Origin of the sequence: Arthrobacter sp. YAF17 (genome assembly GCF_052113365.1) — a bacterium.
In the GTDB taxonomy this organism is placed as follows: domain Bacteria; phylum Actinomycetota; class Actinomycetes; order Actinomycetales; family Micrococcaceae; genus Arthrobacter.
The window spans coordinates 138,977-161,421 of record NZ_JBFRDB010000001.1 but is presented as its reverse complement, the minus strand read 5'-3'; the positions used below and the strand labels follow the sequence as shown (position 1 = coordinate 161,421).

General features: G+C 66.8%; 22 protein-coding genes. 17 read left to right on the top strand and 5 right to left on the bottom strand.

Features of this window, described 5'->3' with window-relative positions:
- The first annotated feature begins 1 nt into the window (after position 1).
- The 6 genes from AB4Y67_RS00785 to AB4Y67_RS00760 all read left to right on the top strand — a co-directional run bounded on the left by AB4Y67_RS00785 (position 2) and on the right by AB4Y67_RS00760 (position 7,312).
- Positions 2-1,621 (top strand): aldehyde dehydrogenase (NADP(+)), encoded by a 1,620-nt coding sequence (locus AB4Y67_RS00785; RefSeq protein ID WP_441403914.1) that lies wholly within the window; start codon positions 2-4, stop codon positions 1,619-1,621.
- Positions 1,618-2,946: an enolase C-terminal domain-like protein gene (locus tag AB4Y67_RS00780; protein ID WP_441403913.1), complete on the top strand. Its 1,329-nt coding sequence runs from the start codon at positions 1,618-1,620 to the stop codon at positions 2,944-2,946. The genes AB4Y67_RS00785 and AB4Y67_RS00780 overlap by 4 nt, the downstream gene beginning before the upstream one ends.
- 132 nt (positions 2,947-3,078) lie before the next feature.
- The gene (locus tag AB4Y67_RS00775; protein ID WP_441404311.1) at positions 3,079-3,999 is read left to right on the top strand and encodes an AEC family transporter; all 921 of its coding nucleotides are present in this window, start codon (positions 3,079-3,081) and stop codon (positions 3,997-3,999) included.
- Between the two features lie 97 nt (positions 4,000-4,096).
- Complete coding sequence (locus AB4Y67_RS00770) at positions 4,097-5,224, top strand: L-talarate/galactarate dehydratase (RefSeq protein ID WP_441403912.1); 1,128 nt, start codon at positions 4,097-4,099, stop codon at positions 5,222-5,224.
- A 9-nt stretch (positions 5,225-5,233) separates the two neighbouring features.
- On the top strand, positions 5,234-5,947 hold the full coding sequence (locus tag AB4Y67_RS00765; RefSeq protein ID WP_441403911.1) for a FadR/GntR family transcriptional regulator: 714 nt from the start codon (positions 5,234-5,236) through the stop codon (positions 5,945-5,947).
- Positions 5,948-5,959: 12 nt separating this feature from the next.
- On the top strand, positions 5,960-7,312 hold the full coding sequence (locus tag AB4Y67_RS00760) for an MFS transporter (protein ID WP_441403910.1): 1,353 nt from the start codon (positions 5,960-5,962) through the stop codon (positions 7,310-7,312).
- On the opposite strand, the gene AB4Y67_RS00755 is transcribed toward AB4Y67_RS00760, so the two are convergent.
- Positions 7,299-8,159 (bottom strand): SDR family oxidoreductase, encoded by an 861-nt coding sequence (locus AB4Y67_RS00755; protein WP_441403909.1) that lies wholly within the window; start codon positions 8,157-8,159, stop codon positions 7,299-7,301. The genes AB4Y67_RS00760 and AB4Y67_RS00755 overlap by 14 nt on opposite strands.
- Before the next feature lie 103 nt (positions 8,160-8,262).
- Between AB4Y67_RS00755 and AB4Y67_RS00750 the strand changes: the two genes are divergently transcribed.
- Positions 8,263-8,673: a winged helix-turn-helix transcriptional regulator gene (locus AB4Y67_RS00750; RefSeq protein WP_441403908.1), complete on the top strand. Its 411-nt coding sequence runs from the start codon at positions 8,263-8,265 to the stop codon at positions 8,671-8,673.
- Positions 8,670-9,584: an MBL fold metallo-hydrolase gene (locus AB4Y67_RS00745; protein WP_441403907.1), complete on the top strand. Its 915-nt coding sequence runs from the start codon at positions 8,670-8,672 to the stop codon at positions 9,582-9,584. The genes AB4Y67_RS00750 and AB4Y67_RS00745 overlap by 4 nt, the downstream gene beginning before the upstream one ends.
- On the opposite strand, the gene AB4Y67_RS00740 is transcribed toward AB4Y67_RS00745, so the two are convergent.
- Positions 9,565-10,785, bottom strand: coding sequence for an alanine racemase (locus AB4Y67_RS00740; protein ID WP_441403906.1), 1,221 nt, complete (start codon positions 10,783-10,785; stop codon positions 9,565-9,567). The two genes, AB4Y67_RS00745 and AB4Y67_RS00740, sit on opposite strands and share 20 nt — an antisense overlap.
- Positions 10,786-11,031: 246 nt before the next feature.
- Between AB4Y67_RS00740 and AB4Y67_RS00735 the strand changes: the two genes are divergently transcribed.
- The 5 genes from AB4Y67_RS00735 (at position 11,032) to AB4Y67_RS00715 (ending at position 14,023) form a co-directional block, all read left to right on the top strand.
- Positions 11,032-11,673: a hypothetical protein gene (locus AB4Y67_RS00735; protein WP_441403905.1), complete on the top strand. Its 642-nt coding sequence runs from the start codon at positions 11,032-11,034 to the stop codon at positions 11,671-11,673.
- Positions 11,670-12,149: an NUDIX domain-containing protein gene (locus tag AB4Y67_RS00730; protein WP_441403904.1), complete on the top strand. Its 480-nt coding sequence runs from the start codon at positions 11,670-11,672 to the stop codon at positions 12,147-12,149. The genes AB4Y67_RS00735 and AB4Y67_RS00730 overlap by 4 nt, the downstream gene beginning before the upstream one ends.
- A 113-nt stretch (positions 12,150-12,262) precedes the next feature.
- Positions 12,263-12,589 carry a GYD domain-containing protein gene (locus tag AB4Y67_RS00725; RefSeq protein ID WP_441403903.1) on the top strand — a complete coding sequence of 109 codons (327 nt, stop codon included), beginning with the start codon at positions 12,263-12,265 and terminating at the stop codon, positions 12,587-12,589.
- Between the two features lie 29 nt (positions 12,590-12,618).
- Positions 12,619-13,143: a hypothetical protein gene (locus tag AB4Y67_RS00720; protein ID WP_441403902.1), complete on the top strand. Its 525-nt coding sequence runs from the start codon at positions 12,619-12,621 to the stop codon at positions 13,141-13,143.
- 25 nt (positions 13,144-13,168) lie between these two features.
- Positions 13,169-14,023, top strand: a complete 855-nt coding sequence (locus AB4Y67_RS00715) for a dTMP kinase (RefSeq protein WP_441403901.1) — start codon at positions 13,169-13,171, stop codon at positions 14,021-14,023.
- Here the strand turns inward: AB4Y67_RS00715 and AB4Y67_RS00710 are convergent.
- From AB4Y67_RS00710 to AB4Y67_RS00700, 3 genes are all read right to left on the bottom strand, one after another.
- A complete protein-coding gene (locus tag AB4Y67_RS00710) occupies positions 13,917-15,104 on the bottom strand; it encodes a TerC family protein (RefSeq protein WP_441403900.1) in 1,188 nt (395 codons plus the stop codon). The two genes, AB4Y67_RS00715 and AB4Y67_RS00710, sit on opposite strands and share 107 nt — an antisense overlap.
- A 72-nt stretch (positions 15,105-15,176) precedes the next feature.
- The gene (locus tag AB4Y67_RS00705; protein WP_441403899.1) at positions 15,177-16,217 is read right to left on the bottom strand and encodes a hemolysin family protein; all 1,041 of its coding nucleotides are present in this window, start codon (positions 16,215-16,217) and stop codon (positions 15,177-15,179) included.
- A complete protein-coding gene (locus AB4Y67_RS00700; protein WP_441403898.1) occupies positions 16,210-17,571 on the bottom strand; it encodes a hemolysin family protein in 1,362 nt (453 codons plus the stop codon). The genes AB4Y67_RS00705 and AB4Y67_RS00700 overlap by 8 nt, the downstream gene beginning before the upstream one ends.
- Before the next feature lie 451 nt (positions 17,572-18,022).
- Between AB4Y67_RS00700 and AB4Y67_RS00695 the strand changes: the two genes are divergently transcribed.
- From AB4Y67_RS00695 to AB4Y67_RS00680, 4 genes are all read left to right on the top strand, one after another.
- Positions 18,023-19,018 carry a M20/M25/M40 family metallo-hydrolase gene (locus tag AB4Y67_RS00695; RefSeq protein WP_441403897.1) on the top strand — a complete coding sequence of 332 codons (996 nt, stop codon included), beginning with the start codon at positions 18,023-18,025 and terminating at the stop codon, positions 19,016-19,018.
- A gap of 81 nt (positions 19,019-19,099) precedes the next feature.
- Positions 19,100-19,393 (top strand): hypothetical protein, encoded by a 294-nt coding sequence (locus AB4Y67_RS00690; RefSeq protein ID WP_441403896.1) that lies wholly within the window; start codon positions 19,100-19,102, stop codon positions 19,391-19,393.
- Positions 19,394-19,457: 64 nt separating this feature from the next.
- Positions 19,458-21,140 (top strand): alkaline phosphatase D family protein, encoded by a 1,683-nt coding sequence (locus tag AB4Y67_RS00685; protein WP_441403895.1) that lies wholly within the window; start codon positions 19,458-19,460, stop codon positions 21,138-21,140.
- A 13-nt stretch (positions 21,141-21,153) separates the two neighbouring features.
- Complete coding sequence (locus AB4Y67_RS00680; protein WP_441403894.1) at positions 21,154-22,431, top strand: LssY C-terminal domain-containing protein; 1,278 nt, start codon at positions 21,154-21,156, stop codon at positions 22,429-22,431.
- The last annotated feature ends 14 nt before the right edge of the window (positions 22,432-22,445 follow it).

The window sequence follows — 22,445 nt, the reverse complement described above, 5'->3', positions numbered from 1 at the left end:
TGTGACCCTTACCGGACACTCCCTGATCGCCGGCCGTCCCGTCCCCGGCGACGGCAAAACCACTTTCGGCGTCAACCCCGCGAGCAACCAGCGCCTCGAACCGGAGTACACGCTGCTTACGGAGGAACAACTCGCGACGGCGACCTTGGCCGCCGCGGCCGCCTTTGAATCCTTCAGCACGCTCGATCCCGAGACGCACGCCGGGTTCCTGGATGCCATCGCCAGCAACATCGAGGCAATCGGCGACGAGCTGATCATTCGGGCCGGCCAGGAGACCGGCCTGCCCGCGGCCCGGCTGCAGGGCGAGCGTGCGCGCACCACCGGCCAGTTGCGGCTTTTCGCGAACGTCGTGCGGCACGGAGATTTCCGCGGCGTCCGGATCGACCCGGCGCTGCCGGACCGCGCTCCCCTGCCCCGCGCCGACATCCGCCAGCGCCAGATCCCGCTGGGACCCGTCGCTGTCTTCGGCGCCAGCAACTTCCCGCTCGCCTTCTCGACGGCGGGCGGAGACACCGCCTCCGCGCTTGCCGCAGGCTGTCCCGTGGTCTTCAAGGCCCACAACGCCCACCCGGGCACAGGGGAACTCGTCGGGCAGGCAATCGCCAAGGCAGTGACGGACTTCGGCCTCCACCCCGGCGTGTTCTCGCTGGTCTACGGCCCCGGCAGCAGCATTGGCCAGGCCCTCGTGGCGGATCCTGCGATCAAAGCAGTGGGATTCACGGGCTCGCAGTCCGCCGGCATCGCCCTGATGCGCACCGCGGCCGCACGGCCGGAACCGATTCCGGTGTATGCGGAAATGTCCTCGCTCAACCCGGTGTTCGTCTTCCCCGGCGCCCTCGCCGGCAACGCCGAAGACATCAGCGCACTGGCACAGCAGTATGTTGCCGCCGTCACCGGCAGCTCCGGCCAGTTGTGCACCTCCCCCGGACTCCTCTTCGCCCCCGCTGGCGAGGCCGGAGACAAACTGGCTGCCGCCGTCGGGCGGGCAGTATCCGCCTGTGCCGGCCAGACCATGCTGACCGCAGGCATCGCCGGATCCTGGAACGACGGCGCCGACGCACTCGGCTCTGCCGACAACGTGACCGTCGTCGGACGGGGTTCCGCCGGTGCCACCGAAAACGCGCCGGCACCGACGATTTTCGGCACCGGAATCGCCCACTTCATCAGCAACCACGTGCTGCATGCGGAAATCTTTGGTGCAGCGAGCCTCGTCATCCGGTATTCCACCGCCGAGGAGCTGATCGACGCGGCCCGCAGCATGGAGGGCCAGCTCACCGCGTCCCTGCAGCTGACCGAAGCGGACTATCCAACGGCGGCGCGGCTTCTTCCGGCACTGGAACAGAAAGTCGGCCGCATCATCGTCAACGGCTGGCCCACAGGCGTGGAGGTCGGGCATGCCATGGTCCACGGCGGCCCCTTCCCCGCCACGTCGGACACCCGCACCACCTCCGTCGGCACCCTGGCCATCAACCGCTTCCTGCGGCCCGTCGCGTACCAGAACCTGCCGCAGGAACTGCTCCCTGCGGCCCTTCGGGACGGCAATCCGTGGCGGCTGAACCGCAGGATCGACGGCGTCGTTGAAGATGCCGCGGCAACAGCGAAAGCAGAGGTCAACGCGTGACCACGCAGCCCACCATTGCCCATGTTGAAGTGGTCCCGGTCGCCGGGCACGACAGCATGCTGATGAACCTCAGCGGCGCGCACGGCCCGTTCTTTACCCGCAACATCGTGATCGTGACGGACTCGGACGGCCGCACAGGACTCGGTGAAGTACCCGGCGGGGAAAAGATCCGCAGCACCATCGAGGAAGCCGGCAAGCTGATCAACGGGCAGCCGGTGGCGCGGTACCGCTCCCTGCTGCGCGGGATTTCGGCAGAGTTCGCGGACCGCGACGCCGGCGGCCGGGGCCTCCAGACCTTCGACCTGCGCACCACCGTCCACGCCGTCACCGCCGTCGAATCGGCACTCCTGGACCTGCACGGCCAGTTCCTCGGCGTCCCCGTCGCGGAACTCCTGGGCGACGGGCAGCAGCGGAGTTCGGTGCCGATGCTCGGATACCTCTTCTTCGTTGGCGACCACGAGCGGACGGACCTTCCGTACCTCGTGGAGGCAGCGCCGTCGGACCGGTGGGAAGCGCTGCGCCGCCAGGAGGCCATGACCCCCGACGCCGTTGTGGCCCTGGCCGAAGCCGCGCAGGAGCGCTATGGCTTCAGCGACTTCAAGCTCAAGGGCGGCGTGCTCTCCGGCGACGCCGAAGTTGATGTCGTCACGGCTTTGGCCAAGCGCTTCCCGGAGGCCCGGATCACCCTCGACCCCAACGGCGGCTGGCTCCTGGAGGAGGCCATCCGGCTGGGCAAGCGGATGCAGGGTGTTGTGGCGTACGCCGAGGACCCCTGCGGCGCCGAGGGCCGGTTCTCCGGCCGCGAGGTGATGGCGGAGTTCCGCCGGGCCACCGGGCTCAGGACGGCGACCAACATGATTGCGACGGACTGGCGGGAAATGTCCCATGCGATCCGGAGCAACGCCGTCGACATTCCGCTGGCGGACCCGCATTTCTGGACCATGCACGGCTCCGTCCGCGTGGCGCAGATGTGCCACGAATTCGGCCTGACCTGGGGCTCGCACTCGAACAACCACTTCGATATTTCCCTCGCCATGTTCACCCACACCGGAGCGGCCGCTCCGGGTGAGATCACGGCGCTCGACACGCACTGGATCTGGCAGGACGGCCAGGGACTGACCAAGCAACCGCTGCAGATCCGGGACGGCGCCATCGACGTGCCGGTTGCCCCGGGCCTTGGCATCGAGCTGGACCGCGACGCCCTCGCCAAGGCACACCAGCTGTACCTCGAACACGGGCTCGATGCCCGCGACGACAGCATCGGCATGCAGTACTACGTCGACGGCTGGGCCTTCGACCCGAAGCGGCCCTGCCTCGTCCGCTAGGCAGCGTCCGGTAGGCAGCATCCTTTCCCCATCCTTCCGCACGGCCCGCCCTCCCTCAATCATGGGGAGAGGGCCGTGCGGAATCCCACCCTGGCCGGGTCCCGGCCCGCAGCTACCTTTGAAGGGCCTATTTTGGGCGGCGTTGTCTCCGGAATCCTGATCGTCTCCGCCGTCATCGCCGTCGGCTATTTCGCCGCCCGGCTGCGGGTCCTGGGACCCGAGGTCCAGGGTGCCCTCACCCGCACAGCCTTCTACGTCACCAACCCGGCGCTGCTGTTCACCGTCGTGGCCGGCAGCGACATCCGCGCCGCGCTCGGTACGGACGCCCCGCTGGCGCTGCTTTCCGCGGCGGCCGTGGGGCTTCTCTATTGCCTGCTCAGCTTCCTGTTCTTCCGGCGGCCCGTCGCCGAAACCGCCGTCGGCGCCATGGCCAGCAGCTACGCAAACGCCAACAACATCGGCATCCCCGTGTCGCTCTACGCCGTGGGGACGGCCCAGCACGTGGCCCCGGTGCTGCTGGTGCAGATCCTGGTCATGGCCCCGTTCTACCTCACCGTCCTGGGACTGGCCGGAGGCGCCAGGATCTCATGGAAAAAGCTGCTGATCCAGCCCATCGCGAATCCGATGATCATCGCCTCCGGACTGGGCGCCGCCGTGGCCCTGACCGGGTGGAGCCCTCCGGAGCTCCTGCAGAAACCCATCGACATGCTGGCCGGCGGGGCTGTTCCCATGGTCCTGCTCGCCTTTGGCCTCTCACTGGCCGGCAGGGCGCCGCTGCAAAAGGGGGACGACCGGACTGAGACGCTGGTCGCCACCGCCCTGAAAATTGCCGGAATGCCGCTCATCGTCTGGGCGCTGGGCCGCTTCGTGTTCGGGCTGGAGGGCCAGCACCTGCTCGCCAGCGTCATCATGGCGGCCCTGCCGACCGCCCAGAATGTCTTCCTCTTCGCCTCCCCCTACGGCCGCGGCGTCACGATGGCCCGCGACGTGATCCTCTGCACCACCGTCCTCAGTGTCGGCGCGCTGCTGGTTGTCGCGTGGCTGCTGGACTGACTGTCCGTCAAGAGCCACTTGTTATACAAGCTTACAACTTGTACTATAAGTATCTGTCGGGCGTCGCAGCCCGGCAATCACTTTCCAGGGAGAATCCATGACCAGCGTTGATCTGATCCGCCACGTAAAGCTGTCCACCGCGAGGCTGCCGCTCGCCGTTCCCATCAGCGACGCGAAGGTGTTCACCGGGCGCCAGAAGCCCATGACCGAGGTGGTCTTCCTCTTCGCCGAAATCACCACCGAGCAGGGCCACAGCGGCATCGGCTTCAGCTACTCCAAGCGCGCCGGCGGCCCGGCCCAGTACGCCCATGCGCGGGAAGTCGCCGAAGGCATCATCGGCGAGGACCCGAACGACATCGGCAAGCTTTACACCAAACTGCTCTGGGCGGGCGCCTCCGTGGGCCGCTCCGGCGTCGCCACCCAGGCACTCGCCGCCATCGACATCGCCCTCTACGACCTCAAGTCCAAGCGCGCCGGACTGCCGCTGGCCAAATTCCTCGGCTCCTACCGGGACTCCGTGCAGACCTACAACACCTCCGGCGGTTTCCTGAACGCCTCCCTCGACGAGGTCAAGGCACGCGCCAGCGTCCTCCTGGACGAGGGAATCGGCGGCATCAAGATCAAGGTGGGCCTGCCGGACACGGCCGAGGACCTCCGCCGGGTTGCCGGCATCCGTGAACACATCGGCTGGGACGTCCCGCTTATGGTGGACGCCAACCAGCAGTGGGACCGCGCCACCGCCTTGCGGATGGGCCGCCAGCTGGAGGAATTCAACCTCGTCTGGATCGAAGAGCCCCTCGACGCCTACGACTTTGAAGGCCACGCGCACCTCGCCCAGATCCTCGACACCCCCATCGCCACGGGAGAAATGCTGGCGTCCGTCGCCGAACACAAGGGCCTCATCACTGCCAACGGCTGCGACATCATCCAGCCCGACGCGCCGCGCGTCGGCGGCATCACGCAGTTCCTCCGGCTCGCAGCCCTCGCGGACGAGCGCGGCCTCGGCCTGGCGCCGCACTTTGCCATGGAAATCCACCTCCACCTCGCCGCGGCCTACCCGCGCGAACCATGGGTGGAGCACTTCGACTGGCTGGACCCGCTCTTCAACGAACGCCTCGAAACCAAGAAAGGCCGCATGCTGGTCCCGGACCGCCCCGGCCTGGGCATTACGCTCAGCGACCAGGCGCGGGCCTGGACGACGGAGTCGGTGGCATTCGGCAAGTAACCTAGACCCATGAGCCGGAACCTGACCGCGGACCTCGCCGCCGATCTTCGCATGCGTATTGTTGACGGCGTCATCCAGCCGGGCGACAAACTCCCCAGCGAAAACACCCTGATCGGCGAATTCGGAGTCAGCCGGACAGTGGTCCGTTCCGCGCTCACCCGTCTGCAGGCGGAAGGACTCGTCGAAACTGAACGGGGGCGGGGCAGCTTCGCGCTGACTCCTCCCCCGTCGGACGCGCAGCCGGCCCCCGGGAGCCGGCCTGTGGCCAGTATGGAAGACCGCGAAAAGCTGCTTGAGTTCCGCATCGGCGTCGAATCCGAGGCCGCTGCCCTGGCGGCCCGGAACCACTCGGAACGCCAACTGCAGGCGGTCCGGACGGCGCTGGAAGARTTCACCGCCAGCGGCGCCCACCCGGCGCACGCCATGAAATCGGACTACGAATTCCACCGGGCCATCGCCGCGGCCACCGGCAACCCGTTCTATTCCGACTGCCTGGCCTCGCTGGGACAGACGATGATCGCGATGCCCCGGACCCGCCTCATGACCGGCGGGGAGCACTATGTGCGGGAGCATTTCGAGCAGGTGGTGCTGGAACACGGGTCCATCTACGCCGCCATCGCGGAAGGCGACGGACCGTCGTCGTCGGCCGCCATGCGGAACCACCTGGCAAACTCCCGACGCCGGCTCCGCGCGCCCGCGTCCGGCCGCCGGGACGAAAACTAAGGACCCCTCCGCATGCAGTCTGTCGACACCGCCGTCACGGACGTGGCGACCGCCACGAAGAAGTTCTTTAAACGCGTGCTGCCCATTCTGCTGGTCATGCTCGTCTGCAACCAGCTCAACCGGTCCAACATCGGCTACGCCCAGGCACAGCTGGAAGCCGACGTGGGCATCGGTGCCGCGGCCTACGGCCTCGGTGCCGGACTATTCTTCATCGCCTATGCCATCTTCGAGCTGCCCAGCAACGTCATGATGGAAAAGTACGGTGCAAAGATCTGGTTGTCCCGGATCATGGTCAGCTGGGGCATCGTCGCGTTCCTGATGGCATTCGTGCAGGACGAGGCGATGTTCTACGCACTCCGCTTCCTTCTGGGCGCCGCCGAGGCGGGCTTCTTCCCCGCCGTCATCTTCTACTTCGCCCGCTGGGTCCCGGCCGGCCAGCGCGGCAAGGCTACGGCAATCTTCATCGCCGGGTCCTCCGTCGCCGCGGCCATCTCGGGGCCGATCGCCGGGCTGCTGCTCAGTCTGCACAACGTCCTGGGCCTGCGTGGCTGGCAGTGGCTGTTCGGGTTTGAGGGTTTGCTCTCCGTGGTGGTCGGGGCCGTTGTGTTCTTCCTGCTCGACGCTAAGGTCCAGGACGCCAAGTGGCTCAGTGACGGTGAAAAGTCAGCCCTGGGCGCTGCCATCGCGGAAGAGGACGCCCGGCACGCCGGCGTGGAGCCAGGACGGCTGAACCGCTGGAAGATGCTCCTGAATCCGCAAATCCTGCTGCTGTGCGGCATCTACTTCGCCATCCAGCTCTCCGTCTACGCCAACACCTTCTGGCTCCCCAGCATCATCAGGCGGATCCCGGGAACCACTGACCTCAGTGTGGGATTCCTGTCCGCCGTTCCATGGGTCTGCGCCATAGTCGCCATGTACTTTGCCGCAAGGTGGCAGGACAAAGCGAAATCCAGGCGGCCCCTGCTGGCCGTTGCCCTGCTGGTCGCCGCGGCCGGAACGCTCGCTGCCGCCATCGCCACCCCGGCCCTCGCGTTGGTCTTCCTGTCCGTCGCAGCGATGGGCTTCAAGAGTGCGACTCCCCTGTTTTGGACCATCCCCCAGTCGGGCCTGCATCCTCTGGTCCTCGCGCCGGCCATCGCCATCATCAACTCGCTGGGAAACCTGGGCGGGTTCGTGGCCCCCTTAGGTTTCGGCATCATCAAGGAACAGACAGGAAGCGTGGTGCCCGGGCTCTTCGCCCTCGCGGCGGCGTCCACCCTTGCCGCCGGACTCGTCTGTTTCGTGAAGGAACGCCGGACCGAAAGGGGCCCGGGGGCCCAGCGCGGGGCCGGGCGAATGGCTCAGGAAGCCGTCACCGTCGCGTAGCGGCCAGCACGGCCTCCCGCAGGGACGTTGTGGGCCGGCCGATGAGCCGGCTCAGGTCACCGCTGGTCACCAGCAGCTCGCCGCGGGCGATGCCACGGTCGCTGTCCGCGAGGATGGCCGCGTACGCCTCCGGCAGCCCCACCCCCACGAGCACCTCCGCGTACTGCTCCTCGGGAAGATCCTGGTACGTCACCGGCTGCCCGGCGGCGGAGCTGACTTCCTCAGCCAGCTCGCGCAGGGTGAAGGGAACGTCGCCGCCCAACTCGTACACCGTTCCGGCCTGGCCTTCGAGGAGCAGAACCGACGCGGCGGCGCGGGCGTAGTCGGCGCGGGTGGCGGCACTGACGCGTCCCTCACCGGCGCTCCCGAGCACGGCTCCGTGCTGGACGTAGCTGCCCAGCTGATCGGTGTAGTTCTCCAGGTACCAGCCGTTGCGGAGAAGTGTGAACGGCACGCCGGACTCTTCCAGGGCCAACTCGGTGGCCTCATGCTCAGCCGCCAGCTGCAGGCCGGTGCTGCCGGCATTGGCGATGCTGGTGTAGGCGATCAGCCCAACGCCGGCATCCTTGGCGGCCGCGATGGCGTTCCGGTGCTGCTCCAGCCGCCGGCCGACCTCGCTGCCGGAGATCAGGAGCACCTTTTCGGCGCCGGCAAATGCCTGGCGCAGCGAATCCGGGTCGCTGTAGTCGACCTTCTTGACCTGGACGCCCCGGTCGGCGAGGTCCGCGACTTTGGCTATGTCCCGGCCCGCGGCAACGATGTGCCCCGCAGGAACGTTCTGATCGAGGAGGGCTTCAACAACAAGGCGTCCGAGCTGTCCGGTGGCGCCGGTGATAACAATGGTCATGATGGTCCTTTTCACCAGGGGGAATGGCTGACACCCATAGCAACGGCACCGGATCGGCAAAGCTTCCCGGAAGAGAGTACGCACCTTAAAGTAAGGTACTGGTATGGAAGTAAGTACAGGGCCGGGCACGTCCGCCATCGATGGCGCGGACGGGATCTTTCCCGCCGGTTGTCCCAGCCGGACGGTCCTCGATCATGTCTCCAGCAAATGGGGCGTGCTGATCCTGGTCGCGCTGTGGAACGGCCCTCAGCGCTGGAGCGAACTGCGGCGCCGAGCTGAGGGCATCAGCGAGAAGATGCTCGCCCAAACGCTCAGGACGCTGGAGGGGGACGGCTTTCTCCGCCGCGATGCCCAGGCGGTCATTCCGCCCAGGGTCGACTACAGCCTCACCGACCGCGGCCGCGGGCTTGTTGGCGTCCTGCTCCCCCTGGTGACCTGGATCGCCGATCATGCGGGCGAAATCGTCGACGGCCAAGGCACCGCGGGCGCCGTGAACGGAAAACCGGCGCCGTGACCGGCCTCGATCTCGACGTGCGCTGGTACGCGGGGACGCGGTCCCGCGGAAGCAGTGCGGCGCCGCCGATCCAGGTGCACATGGCCGCGCCCCACACGGTGCTGCTCCGGCAGAGCTTCGCGAGCAATTTCGAGGCACCTTTCCTCTACCTGCTGTTCGGCGAGGATCGCGCCTTCCTCCTTGATTCAGGCGCGACGCCGGAAGCCACCGAATTTCCGCTCCGGGCCACAGTCGACACGCTCATTGAGGACTGGCTGCGCGGCCACCCCAAGGACAGTTACGAACTCGTCGTAGCCCACTCACACGCCCACGGGGACCATGTCGCCGCGGACGGACAGTTCACCGGCAGGCCCCACACGCGGGTCGTGGGACACTCAGCCGGCGAGGTAGCGGCGTTCTTCGGAATCGACAACTGGCCCCACGGCACGGCCCGAATGGACCTTGGCGGACGGGTGCTCGAGGTGATCGCGACGCCGGGGCACCATCCTTCCGCCGTCGCCGTCTACGACGAGGCCACAGGAATGCTGCTCACCGGCGACACGGTCTACCCTGGCCGGCTCTACGTGCAGGACTTTCCGGCGTTCCAGGATTCGCTGCGCAGGCTCTGCGATTTCAGCGCTTCGCACCCGGTCAGTGTGGTGCTCGGCGCCCACATCGAAATGCCGGCCCGGCCGTTCAGGGATTTTCCGCTCGGCTCGACCTGGCACCCCGGGGAAGCGCCGCTCCCCCTGACGGCCGGGGACCTGGAGTCGGTTCGGGATGCGGCCGCCCGGGTCGCCGGCCGCCCCGGGGCGCACCGGTTCGCCAACTTCATCATCTGGAACGGGCCTTGCCGGCGGGAGTCCGCGGTCCAGGCCGTCAGGCTCGTTCTGTTTAGAGCAATTGGCCTGTTCAGGGCCTTTGACCGGTAGCGCTCCCCGAGGCCAGGGACGAACGGTGGAAGTCCGTGTTCCACACATCAATGGGTCGCCCGCTGCCGTCGGTGACGACGTATTCGGGCCAGCGGTCGAAGGCCGAGCAGGGGTGGGAGATCCCGAAGTCGACCATATCCGTGACGTCCAGCCCGCTCGCCCCGGTGAGGACTGCGTGATGGTCGTAAAGATTGCGCACGACGGCGGCCGCCCCGGCCTTGGGGGCGCCGTCCGCGGTGCGGGCTGACAGGAAGAGCGGCAGTCCGGCGTCGTAGGGCAGGTCCCGCTTACCGGCACCGACCACGGCCATTCCCTCCTCCGGGACGGAGAGGACAACGGTCCGGACCGACAGTGCGGGAACGAGGCCCGGTACCGGACTGACGGCCGCGTAGGTGCCGTGATCGTGGGTGACGTAGCAGCCGGACCGGAGGATCCTCCGGGTCCCGGGGACCAGGCGGTCATCGGGAAGGTGTTCCACCATGCGGTCCGGGAACGCGGACCCGCCCATGGAGTAGATCGGGGCGGGAATCTCAAAGTATCGTGCGGCTGCCACGAACACGTCCCGCACCAGCCGGCAGTGCCGGTCGACGGCTTCAATCGTGGACTCCGCCCTGGTGTTGGGCACCACTCCCTCGTACCCGGCAACGCCGGCGAGCCGGAGGCCGGGCGTCCCGTGGACCAGCTCGGCCAGGCGAAGGGCGTCGCCCAGGCTCCGGGCTCCGGTGCGGCCGCCCGGTGTTCCGACGTCGACCAGTACCTCAAGGCTGACGGCAGCTCCAGCGAACACCCGGGCCGCCGCGTCAATGCCGGGAGCCGAATCGACGAAGCAGCGGATTTCCCGTCCGGAATCTTGTTCCAGCCATGAGCGGAGGCGCATCAGGCCGTGCCGATCGACCACTTCATTGGCGATGAGGACGTGCCGGTGTCCCCAGTCCAGTGCCAAACCGGCCTGGTCCACGGTGGCCACGGTGACGCCGACGGCGCCGGACGCCACCTGGCGCGCGATGATCGGTGCGGACATCGTTGTCTTGACGTGCGGGGCAAGGTCCACGCCCCGCTGCCGGCACCAGGACGCCATCACCCGGATGTTGTTGTCGAGGGCATCGATATCGAGCCTCAGCTGCGGGTATGCCGGGGCGGTAAGGCTCCCTGCCGCCGCGTCCCTATCAGGTCCGTTCTGGTGCTGGATCGGGCTGCTCACGAGGCTCCTTTTGTGGTGACGGGACTGGTCCGCCGGCCGAAGGATGCGGCAGCGGGAGTCCGATGCGGGCGTTGCGTTGATTGTGTCATGCGCCTTTCCGCGTCGAACCGGCGGGCACACCGCAGGGCGTCCGGATTCCGCCGCCCGGTGGATGGTTGCCCGGGTGGATAATGGCCCAGGTGGATAATGGCACCGTCGGATAGTGGCACTGGAACCAACGGCCGGCAGGGACGGGAGGGAGACCGGATGCAGTCTGCTCCGCGGATGACGGTGGAGGTGCCGGTGCTCGCCATCGGCTCCGGCTCCTCCGACTACCAGGAACTGGGTGGCCGCGTCGACGGGCTGCGCAGGCAACAGGGCCTCCACTTAACCCTGCTGCACGTCGGCGTCCTGGCAGACTTCGCCCAGGACGTCGCGGACTGGACCAAGGGCATCACGACTGCCGCGGAGGCGGCCAGCGCGACGGTTGCCTGGCTGGAGGGACTGCCGGCGCTGGGAGGTTTCACCGCGAGCTCCGGGAGGCTGGTCCTGCTCGGCGGCGGGCGCGTAAGCGGCCTGGAAGTGGATGTGCCGCAACATGTGCGTGACTACCAGGTCTCCCTGGTGACGGCGCTGCACGAGCTGTTGGACGAGCTGCTGGTGGACAATGTGGACGACTTCATCCTCGGCTCGCGGGCCCTCGGATTTCGGTATCCGCGCTGGACACCGCATATTGCCGTGGGCCGGCCCAAGACACGGGAGCGCGGACCGTGGGAGATTGAGCCGCTGGCTCTCCAGTTCGGGGAGTCTCGGATCAGGAACCGACAGTTCCTCCCGGCCGCCGGTGCCGGAGCCGGCGACGGAGGGGACCATGCCCCCGGGCCGCCCGGAGGCGGTGGCACGCAATGACGGTCAGGAGCGCAGGTATCCTGCTCTACCGCCGGGGCGCCGGAGCGGACGTGGAGGTGTGGATAGCCCATATGGGCGGGCCATTCTGGGCGCGCAAGGATGCCCGCGCCTGGTCGATTCCCAAAGGCGAATACCTCGACGACGAGGACCCCCTGGCCGCGGCGCGGCGCGAGTTCGCCGAAGAAATGGGAACCCCCGCACCGTCCGTCGAGTACCTCCAGCTGGGCGCCTTCCGGCAACCCTCGGGAAAGGTCATCACGGTCTTCACTGCAGAGGCCGGCTTCTATGCTCCCGAGCAGATCGTGAGCAACACCTTTGCCTTGGAGTGGCCGAAGGGATCCGGCGTGGTCCGGAACTACCCAGAGGTGGACGGCGCCAAGTGGGCCGGAGAGCCCGAGGCCCGCACCAAGCTGGTCAAGGGCCAACTGCCGATCCTCGACGCCCTTAAGGACTACTTGGCCGGCGCCGCTCAGTGACCGGCGCTGTTCCCGCCCGGCTCCCGGGTGGGCCCGCCGGGCATTGCTGGCCCGGCGGCTGACTGCCATCCTTGGGTAATCCGCACTCCCGGACGCGAAAGAAGGGAAAGACGATGCCGCTCTACCTGTCGAAGTTCAGCTACACCCCTGAGACCTGGGCCAGGATGATCAGCAACCCGGAGGACCGCGGGAAGGCCGCCCAGGCCTACATCGAATCAGTGGGAGGAAAACTCCACGGCTTCTGGTACGCCTTCGGCAGCCACGACGGCTACAACCTCTGGGAGGCCCCCAACAACGTCTCCATGGCCGCGGTGGCGCTGGCAATCTGCGGTGGCGGTGCCCTGAGCTCAATGGAGACAACGGTGCTGTTGACCGTCGACGAAACGCTCGAAGCCCTGCGTATGGCCGGGGACGTCGGGTACCGGGCTCCCGGCGCCTGACGGCCCCGCCCAGCACAAGGAGGCCTTCGATGGATACGACCGAACCGACCGGGCGCCCGGAGCCGACCGCCAGCCAGCGCGCGGCAAGCCTCAAGGAGCGCGTCTACATCAGCTTCACCAGCCTGGCCGTGGTGCTGGCGCTGCGGAGCCACGCAGACGAGACGACACCCGCCGCGGCAGCCGCCACGCTGACGATCGTCGTCGTCGGTTCCCTGCTGGGCATCTTCGTCGCCGACCTGCTGAGCCACCTGACGGTCCATGCGCAGCTTCCCAGCGGCCCGGAGATGCAGCACATGGTCGCCGTCTGCACGGGGTCACTCACCGTCCTGGTGACTCCGCTCCTGCTCCTCACTGCGGCCGGCCTCGGCCTTTGGTCCACGGCCGTGGCCCTTCAATGGGCCATCGTGGTCCTCGTTGTCACGCTCTTCGTCATCGGCTACCTGGCGATCCGCCGGCTCGAGCTGCCGTTCCACCACAAAGCCGTGATTGTGTGCGCCGAAGTAGTGTTGAGCCTTTTGGTCATCGGTCTCGAGCTGCTGGCCCACAACCTCTGAGGGGATCAACCGGCGTGTTCATTCGTTGGGTCAGGTAGCCCCCACCACGCAACACCTGAAGGAGCCTGCTTTTTTGCTGATCGTACTCACGGGAATTGACGGCTCGGGAAAGACGACGGCGGCCGAGGCGACCGTCGCGGCCGCCCGCCAGGCGGGGACCGAAGCCCGGCTCTTCCGCAACTACGCCGGCCGCCGCAGGATGTCCCTGCTCGGCGCCAGGCTCGGCGTGCAACTGCCACCACGGGCCGCGGATGTCATTGAAAGTGCAGTGCGCACCTTCAATGTCCTGAATTCCCACCGCCGGGCCCGGAAATTCCACACCCTGGTGGTCATGGACCGGCATCTCCACTGCCAGCTTGCGCTCCGCGGGATGCACGGACTTCCGCGGGGACGCTTCATTCCCTGGCTCATCCGGACGCTCCCTGCGCCGGACCTGGTCATCTACCTGGACATTGAACCCCGCGAGGCACACGCAAGAATCCTCGCACGGGCCACCGACGCGGAACGGCTTGAGGACCTGGTGTCGCTGCGCGACGCCTATCGATCCCTGCCAGAATTTTCCGGGTTCACCCACATCCCTGCGGGCGGGTCGACCGGCGAGGTCCTCTCCCTGGTGCAAGCCGCCATCTCGGGCGCCGGCAGACAGCGGAAGGAATGCGGCACGGCCGGCCCGCGCCGGCCGTGCCCGCGTCCTCCGGATCGGCGACGGGCTGGTCCGCGCCTGCCGATCCTGCATCCTGCGGGCCCGCATCCTCCGGCGCCGTGCCCGGTGCCTAGCGGGCCAGATACTCCTCGTGCTGGCGGTGCGCTTCCGCGACCAGCTCCCGGATCTTGTCGATGTCCTTGGCCTTGTCCCGGTACTTCAGGTCCATGGTCATGATCTGGGCTTCCTCCGCGGTCAGCATCCGGTAGATGCGCTCGCGTTCAGTCGCGTCAGCGGTGTATTCGAGGTCGAGGTAGTTGACGGCGTGCCGCCGCGCATTGTTGATCGACGTCTGTGCCTTGCCGGCCTTGCTCAACAGCGAGGCCACGACGGTGATCACAAGCACTCCGATGATGACGGTGAGGGACAGCCCGGTGCTGATCTCGACGACGGGAACCGGCTCGCCGTCGTTAATGAATGGCAGGTTGTTCTCGTGCAGGGCGTGGAGCACCAGCTTGACGCCGATGAAGGCAAGGATGGCCGCCAGGCCGTACGCAAGGTAGATGAKGCGGTCCAGGAGCCCGTCGATCAGGAAGTAGAGCTGACGCAGGCCCATCAGGGAGAACGCCGTGGCGGTGAAGACGATATACACGTTCTGGGTCAGCCCGAAAATGGCCGGGATGGAGTCGAGGGCGAAGAGAATGTCGGTCCCGCCGATCGCCACCATCACCAGCAGCATCGGCGTGAGCGCCCGCTTGCCGTCCTGGATGGTGAAGAGCTTGTCCCCGTCGTAGCGATCCGTGGTGTGGAAGAGCTTCCTGGCAATCCTGATGATGAAGTTGTCGGCATGTTCGTCGCCGTGGGCATTCGGCCGGAGCAGGTTGCCCGCGGTGATCAGCAGGATCAGGCCGAAGATGTAGAACACCCACGCGAAGGAATTGATCAGCGCGGCTCCGAGGAAGATGAACCCGGTGCGGGCGATCAGCGAGAAGACGATGCCGAAGAGCAGCACCTTCTGCTGGTCCTCGCGGGGCACGCGGAAGCTCGCAATGATAATCAGGAAGACAAACAGGTTGTCGACGGAGAGAGCTTTCTCCGTGATGTAGCCCGCGAAATATTCCGACCCCATCGCGGTGCCACCGAAGATCCACACCAGGATGCCGAAGACCACGGCCAGGCCCACGTAGAGGCTGGACCACGCGGCAGCCTCCTTCAGCGTGGGCACATGTGCTTTGCGGATGTGGAAGAAGTAGTCGAAGGCCAGCAGGGCCAGGATGACGACGATGGTGGCTGCCCAGATGAGGGGTGAAACTGTCATGTCTGCTCAACTTCCGTAAAGGGACTGGCCCGTGGGCCCAGCGCTGTCCGGTGTTCAGATGGTCTTAGGTATCTAGGCACTGGTGGCATCCTGGACCTCACCCACGAGTTCCTCGATGATGTCCTCGAGGAACAGCACACCTGTGGTCACGCCGTGGGCATCGAAGACCCGGGCAACATGCGCCCCGGTGCGGCGCATCACGGCCAGGGCGTCTTCGAGTTCGCTGCCGCTGAATGCGGAGGCGAGCTTGCGGATCCGCTTGGCGGGAACCGCCTCGTTGAACGCCGCCGGCGTCGTTAGGTCCATAACGTCTTTCAGGTGCAGGTAGCCCGTGGGGGCGCCGTCGTCGTTGGTGAGGATGTACCGGGAGTAGCCATGTTCGGCGACTGCCCGCTGGATGTCGGCCGGGGTGGCAGCTGACGGCAGCAGGACCATGGAGCGAATCGGCACCGCCACATCGGCCACCGTCTTGGCGGTGAATTCGAAAGCCGCGGTCAGGGTGCCGCTGGTGTCCGTCAGCATCCCGTCGCGGGTGGATTGCTCCACAATGTTTGCGACCTCGTCGAGGGTGTAGGCGCTCGTGGCCTCGTCCTTCGGCTCGACCTTGAAGAGGCGAAGGATCGAGTTGGCAATGCCGTTCAGCGTCCAGATGACGGGGTTGAAGACACGGGCCACCACCACCAGCGGCGGGGCCAGGATGAGCGCCGCCCGGGTCGGGACGGAGAAGGAGATGTTCTTCGGCACCATTTCGCCAAAGACCACGTGCAGGAACGTCACGAGGAGCAAGGCCACGATAAATGCAACGATACTGATCGTCTCGGCGGACAGCGAGGTCAGTCCCAGGGGGATTTCCAGCAGGTGGTGGATCGCCGGTTCCGAGACGTTGAGGATGACCAGGGAACAGACCGTGATGCCCAGTTGGCTGGTGGCCAGCATGAGGGTGGCGTGTTCCATCGCCCAGAGGGTGGTCTTGGCGGCCTTGCTGCCGGCCTCGGCTTTGGGTTCGATTTGCGAACGCCGGGCCGAGATGACGGCGAATTCGGCGCCGACGAAGAACGCATTCACTGCCAGCAGGACAACGAGCCAGAGGATTCCTGGCAGATATTCACTCATGGGTCAGCTCCTGCGTGAGGTTGTCGATGATCCGGTCATGCGCGCTCCGGGGCGGCTCCGTGGACTCGTCCGGCGTAAAGCGAAGACGCTCGACGTGCGTGCCCGCCACACGTTCCACCCGCAGCGTTCCGCCGTCGATGGCTACTGCATCACCGAGTTCGGGGATCCGGTCCAGCCGGTCGGTAACGAAACCGGCCATGGTGTCGTACTCCTCGCCGTCCGGGACGGCGATGCCTGTCCGGTCCAGGAGTTCGTCCGGCCGGAGGGCTGCATCGAACGTCACGGACCGGCCGGTCCGCACGACGCCGGTCCTGGCCCGGTCGTGCTCGTCTTCCAACTCCCCCACGATTTCCTCGACAAGATCCTCGAGCGTGACGATGCCGGCCGTGCCGCCATGCTCGTCCGAGACAATTGCCACCTGCAGGCCCTGCCTGCGGAGCAGCCCCAGGAGGGTGTCGACCCCCATGGACTCGGGCACCCGCAGCGGCTCGATCATAAGATCGGCTGCCTGCACGCCCGCCCGGTCGTTGAGGGCCACCGCAAAGGCCTGCTTGACGTGCAGCACACCAAGCACGTCGTCCCGGTCCCGCCCGATCACCGGGAACCGCGAGTAACCGGTGGCGGTTGCCAGGCTGACGATATGTTCCGCGGTCTCGTCGGCTCCGATCGTCGCCATCCGCACCCGCGGCGTCATTACATCCGCTGCGCTGTGGTCGGAGAACCGCAGGGTCCGGTGCAGCAGGGCGGCGTGGTCGAGGTCGAGGACGCCTTCCACCGCCGAGCGGCGCACCAGGGAACTCAATTCCTCGGCGCTGCGCGCTCCGGAGAGTTCTTCCTTGGGTTCAATGCCGAATGACCTGATGATGGAATTGGCAGTGTTGTTGAACAGGACAATCACAGGCTTGAAGACCGTCGTGAACAGCGTCTGGAACGGGACGACGACTTTGGCGGTGGCCAGCGGAAGCGCGAGGGCGAAGTTCTTTGGAACCAGTTCGCCGATCACCATGGAGAAGACCGTGGCGATGAAGATACCCGCGACGGCGCCCACTCCGGGGACGAACGCTTCGGGGAGCCCTGCTGCCGTCAAGGGCCCGCTGAGCATCTTGCTGATGGCCGGCTCGAAGGTGTAGCCGGTGAGCAGCGTGGTCAACGTGATGCCGAGCTGCGCGCCGGAAAGGTGCGTCGACGTGATCTTGAGCGCCTTGATGGTGGGGGCGAGCCGTTTCTCCCCGCGCGCCTGGCGCGTTTCAAGATCGTTGCGGTCCAGGTTGACGAGGGCAAACTCGGAGGCAACGAACAAACCGGTGCCAACCGTAAGGAGGAGGCCGACGCCGATCAGAATCCATTCATACATTCGGGCGCCCCTCTCCTGCGTTGGCCGGGAATCCGGTCAGGAAGTCGAGGGGCGAGGGCATATGTGAAGGAGGGTCATCCATAGTGCACGCCAGTCTATCCGGACTGGCGGTGGCCCGGGGGGGGTCCGTCCGCCGCAGGCGAACCTTTCGTCTGGTCTCCCTTGGCACCCGATTCGCACAGCACTTTCACAGCTAACCGCTATTGAAGATACAGCGGGATCCACGAGAATGAATGCAACTGATAGTGCGATCCGTGGACTCAATGACGGCCGCGGACCTGCTCAGCATCAGTCGCGAGCGTCCTGACCTTTCGGCCTGAAACCGACCAACGACGGGTTTCCCAGCATGTTGACTCTGCGCAGGCATGTACTTCCTTCGATCCTGGCCGTGTTGCTGCTGTCTGCGACGGCCTGCACTTCCGAGAACGCGGCCGGCTCCCCGCCTGACGTAGTGACCACCGGCCCGGGGACCTCCGCGGCCCCTCGATCCACGAGCCCCAGCGCCCAGGCTCCGCGGCTGGAGCCTGTGGGCGGGGTGGACGCGCGGTCGGTACTGGAAGATTTCAAGGGCCGGGGCATGATGGGTCACCTTGAGGCGCTGCAGCGGATCGCCGATGACAACGGCGGGAACCGCGCGGCGGGCACGTCCGGCTATGAGGCATCCGGCCGGTATGTCGAGGAGCAGCTGCGCGCCGCCGGATACTCCCCGGTCCGGCAGACGTTCACGTACCGCGGTGACCGCAAGAAGCAGGTGGAGACTTTCAACATCCTGGCCGAGACCGGCGGCAGTGCCGATCACACCGTGGTGGTGGGCGCGCATCTGGACTCCGTGCCAGAGGGGCCGGGAATCAACGACAACGGCAGCGGCGTCGCGGCCATCCTCGAGACGGCAAAGTGGATGAAGGAGAAAGGGATCACTCCGGTGAACCGGGTGGTGTTCGCGTTCTGGGGCGCCGAGGAGAATGACCTCGACGGATCCCGGCATTACGTTAACGAGTTGAGCAAGGCCGGGAAGGAGCAGACTGCGGCCTACCTGAACGTGGATATGGCCGCCTCGCCGAACGGTGTACGGTCCTTCCACGACGGCGACGGGTCCGATTCCGGACCTGCCGGGCCCAAAGGCTCCGACGGGATTGAGGCCGTCTACGAGCGCTACTTCAAGGAGAACTCGCTTCCGGCGGAAACAACGCCCTTTGTCGACGGCGACTCCGATTACGACCCGTTCCTCAGGGCAGGCATTCCCGGTGGCGGGCTGTTCACCGGCGAGGTGAAGAAAAAGACCCAAGCCCAGGTGCAGGCCTACGGCGGGGAGGCCGGCAAGGTCCTCGATTCGTGCTACCACAAGGCCTGCGACACCACAAGGAACATCAAAGCGGACCTATTCAAGGAAATGTCCGGCGCCATGGCCTACGCCACCGCCACCTACGCCCTGGCGGCCCCGGGCTGACCGCTGGACCCGCGGACCTGAAGTTCGCTGGAGACCAGATGCAGCCGCTGCGGCACGTCCGGACTGCCGAGACGTTCCAGAATGAATTTGCCGGCCTGGACGCCGGAGCCTGCCGATTTCATCCGGTCCCTGCAGGTGCGCGACGCGCCGGTGGCCCAGGGCAAGCAGGTGCGCCGTCGCGGCTCGCGGGCGCCGGCTTCGTCGTCGTTGACGACGACGTCGACCCCCGGCAGGGCGGGACCGCGGGTTCCTGCGAGGACGACGGGAACGGCGGCCGCCGCGGTTTCGATCCCGGCGGACTCCGTGGTGGTTCCGGCCGAAACGATCCATTATGGGGCAAGCCTCACCCCGGGCACTGTCGCTGAGCCGGTCTAAGCTGCAGCGGATCATTTCCGCAAGGCCATGGCCGGACCCGGGGCCGAGCAGGTACAACTGAGTCATGACGACCACTCCCCTGCTGCTCGGCCCCATGATGCGGTACGTGGATGAGACCTCGGCGAGTGTCTGGGTGGAGACCCGGTCTGCTGCCCGGGTCTCCATCCGTGCCGGCGGCAGGCAGTGGGAGGCCGGCACTTTCGCAGTTCACGGCCACCACTACGCGCTGGTGGAGCTGGACGGGCTGGAGCCTGGAACGGTGACGCCGTACCTCCTCGACATCAACGGAACCCAGGCCTGGCCCGAACCCGGGCAGGGGTTTCCGCCGTCCATGGTCGCGACGCTGGCAACCGGCAAGCCGCTCCGGATGGCCTACGGCTCCTGCCGGACCAGCGTCCCGCACGATAAGTCCGGAAACCGGACCCACGGCGTCGACTCACTGCGCGCCTACGCACTGGAAATGGCCTCCGGCGGCGACCTGCCGTGGCCGGATCTGGTGGCCTTCCTCGGCGACCAGGTGTACGCCGACCTGACCAGCGACCAGATGCAGGAATTCATCCGTGCCCGGCGCGACATCGAGGCGCCTCCCGGCGAGGAGCTCAAGGACTACGAGGAATACGCCCACCTCTACTATCTGGCCTGGTCCGACCCCGCCAACCGGTGGCTGCTGTCCACCCTGCCCAGCGCCATGATCTTCGATGACCACGACATCCGCGATGACTGGAACACCTCGCTCAGCTGGAAGAAGGAGATGGAAGCCACCTCCTGGTGGCATGAACGGATTGTCGCGGGGCTCGCCTCGTACTGGGTGTACCAGCACCTGGGGAATCTTTCACCGCAAGAGCGCGACGAGGATGCCATCTGGCAGCAGATCGCCGCGCACGAGGGCCCGGACGAGATCGATGTCAGCGCAGCCCTGGACAGTTTCGCGGACCGGGCAGATCAGGACCCGGGATCGTACCGGTGGAGCTACTGCCGGGACTTCGGAGACACTCGGCTGATCGTGGTGGATTCCCGGGCGGCCCGGGACCTGACACCAGACCACCGCGCCCTCGTCGACAAGGCGGAAATGGCTTGGCTCGACGGCCGGATGCGCGGCGGATTCCGCCACCTGCTGGTGGCAACGTCGTTGCCTTTCCTGCTGCCGATGGGCCTGCATTACGTCGAGTCCTGGAACGAGGCAATTTCCCAAGGTGCATGGGGAACCCGTGCCGCCCGGGCCGGCGAAACGCTGCGCCAGGCGGTGGACCTGGAACACTGGGGGGCCTTCCAGAACAGTTTCCGGGAGGTCGCGGCCATGGTGACAGAGGTCGCCGACGGCCAGCGAGGCCCCGCCCCGGAAACCATCGCCTTCCTCTCCGGGGACGTCCACTACTCCTATGTTTCGGAGGTGGAGCGGACCTCCGGCAGCCGGATCGTGCAGGCCGTTTGCTCCCCCATCCGCAATCCGCTGCCGCGGCTGATGAGGTCCTTCGCGGCCGTTATGTCGTACGGCCTGGCCACGCCGGTCGGCGCCCTGGTGGCCCGCTCTGCCAAGGTCCCGGACCCTCCGTTCCGCTGGTCCGGCGTGAAGGGGCCATGGTTCGACAACAACCTGGCCTGCCTGGAGGTGGCTCCCGAGGGGCTGAAACTGTGGTGGCAGAGCGGCGTCGTGAACGGCGGAGACCAGCTGCATCCCGGGCTGAAACGCGTCGCCTCTGTCACCTTGGCGCCGCGGGGCACCGGGGCCGACGGCGGACACCTGTGAAAGATCCACACCCGTGAAAGAGCAGGGCAGCGGCCTACTGCCGGGCAACGCCGATACCGTGCTGGACCGGGCACTGTTTGTGTTCAGTGGTTTGGCCGCCGTCTGGCTCGCCACCTTGCTACTGGAAGAGAGCCTGCGGCCGGGCATGGCCTGGTTCGCGGTAGTGTTCTGGGCCGCCCTGGCGTACTTGGTGCTGCCACGTGTTCACCGGATCCTGACCAGGATTTATCTCCCGGATTACTTCATTGGCCGGGCCCGGACCAGCGACGGCCTGCTGGGTGACCCGGTCAACATCGCCTTGCTCGGCAGCGAGGATCAGGTCCACGCCGCCATGCGCCGGGCGGGCTGGACCCAGGCCGACGACGTCGATCTGGCGAGCAGCCGGCGGATCATCGTGTCTACCCTGACCCGGCGAAGCTACGAGGAGGCGCCGGTCAGTCCGCTGTTCATCTTTGGCCGCCAGCAGGACTTTGCCTATCAGCAGGAGGTCGACGGGAGCCCGGGCAAACGCCATCACGTCCGCTTCTGGCAATGCCCGCCCGGGTGGGTGCTGCCGGGCGGCGTCCGGGTCGACTGGCTTGCCGCCGGCACGTACGACCGTGCCGTAGGGTTGTCGCTGTTCACTCTGCAGATCACGCACAAGATCGGGGAGAACACCGACGACGAAAGAGACCACGTCCTGGCCGCCCTGAGGAAGGCCGCACCCGGGGCCGAGGTCACGGTCATCCGGGATTTTTCCACCGGATACCATGCACGTAATGGAGGCGGTGACACGATTTCCACCGACGGGGACCTGCCGGTGGTCGACCTCGCGTCCGTGGCCGCGCCGGCAGGGCCTCCCCGCGGGCCGGAGCGCAGCCGCGCCAGGCGGCCAGCCCCTACCTTGTTCGGCGGGGTTCTCGTCTTTTTTCGCGGAGTCGCCGCGCTAGTCCTCGCGGCCTCGCTGCTGGCCGGTGTCAATCCCGCCATCGAAGCAGGACAGGCCGGCCCGTCGACGGCCGGTGCAACCGCACTAGCGGTGTTCGGCATCGGAGAGATCCTCCTGGCCTGGGGCGTTTTGCGAGGCGGAAACCTCGCCAGGGTCGCGGCCATGCTTCTCAGCGCCGCCGCCATCATTGCCCAGGCCGCCAGCGTCCTCAACGGCGGCCCGGCAGTCGACTTCGGGACCAACCTTCTGGGCCTCTCGCTGGACATCCTCCTCATCATCGCCCTCTCCAGTCAGCATTCCCGCGCCTACGCCAGGAATTCCAGACAGGGCAGGGTCCCGCGCAGTCGAGTCACCGCCGCGTGAACGCCAGGTCAAAC

Bases quoted from the DNA above. Each gene is read 5' to 3' on its own strand.
- AB4Y67_RS00750 (WP_441403908.1), top strand. From the start codon at position 8,263: ATGGAAGTAAGTACAGGGCCGGGCACGTCCGCCATCGATGGCGCGGAC.
- AB4Y67_RS00730 (WP_441403904.1), top strand. From the start codon at position 11,670: ATGACGGTCAGGAGCGCAGGTATCCTGCTCTACCGCCGGGGCGCCGGA.
- AB4Y67_RS00755 (WP_441403909.1), bottom strand. From the start codon at position 8,159: ATGACCATTGTTATCACCGGCGCCACCGGACAGCTCGGACGCCTTGTT.
- AB4Y67_RS00770 (WP_441403912.1), top strand. From the start codon at position 4,097: ATGACCAGCGTTGATCTGATCCGCCACGTAAAGCTGTCCACCGCGAGG.
- AB4Y67_RS00760 (WP_441403910.1), top strand. From the start codon at position 5,960: ATGCAGTCTGTCGACACCGCCGTCACGGACGTGGCGACCGCCACGAAG.
- AB4Y67_RS00700 (WP_441403898.1), bottom strand. From the start codon at position 17,571: ATGTATGAATGGATTCTGATCGGCGTCGGCCTCCTCCTTACGGTTGGC.
- AB4Y67_RS00690 (WP_441403896.1), top strand. From the start codon at position 19,100: ATGAATTTGCCGGCCTGGACGCCGGAGCCTGCCGATTTCATCCGGTCC.
- AB4Y67_RS00720 (WP_441403902.1), top strand. From the start codon at position 12,619: ATGGATACGACCGAACCGACCGGGCGCCCGGAGCCGACCGCCAGCCAG.
- AB4Y67_RS00735 (WP_441403905.1), top strand. From the start codon at position 11,032: ATGCAGTCTGCTCCGCGGATGACGGTGGAGGTGCCGGTGCTCGCCATC.
- AB4Y67_RS00685 (WP_441403895.1), top strand. From the start codon at position 19,458: ATGACGACCACTCCCCTGCTGCTCGGCCCCATGATGCGGTACGTGGAT.
- AB4Y67_RS00725 (WP_441403903.1), top strand. From the start codon at position 12,263: ATGCCGCTCTACCTGTCGAAGTTCAGCTACACCCCTGAGACCTGGGCC.
- AB4Y67_RS00705 (WP_441403899.1), bottom strand. From the start codon at position 16,217: ATGAGTGAATATCTGCCAGGAATCCTCTGGCTCGTTGTCCTGCTGGCA.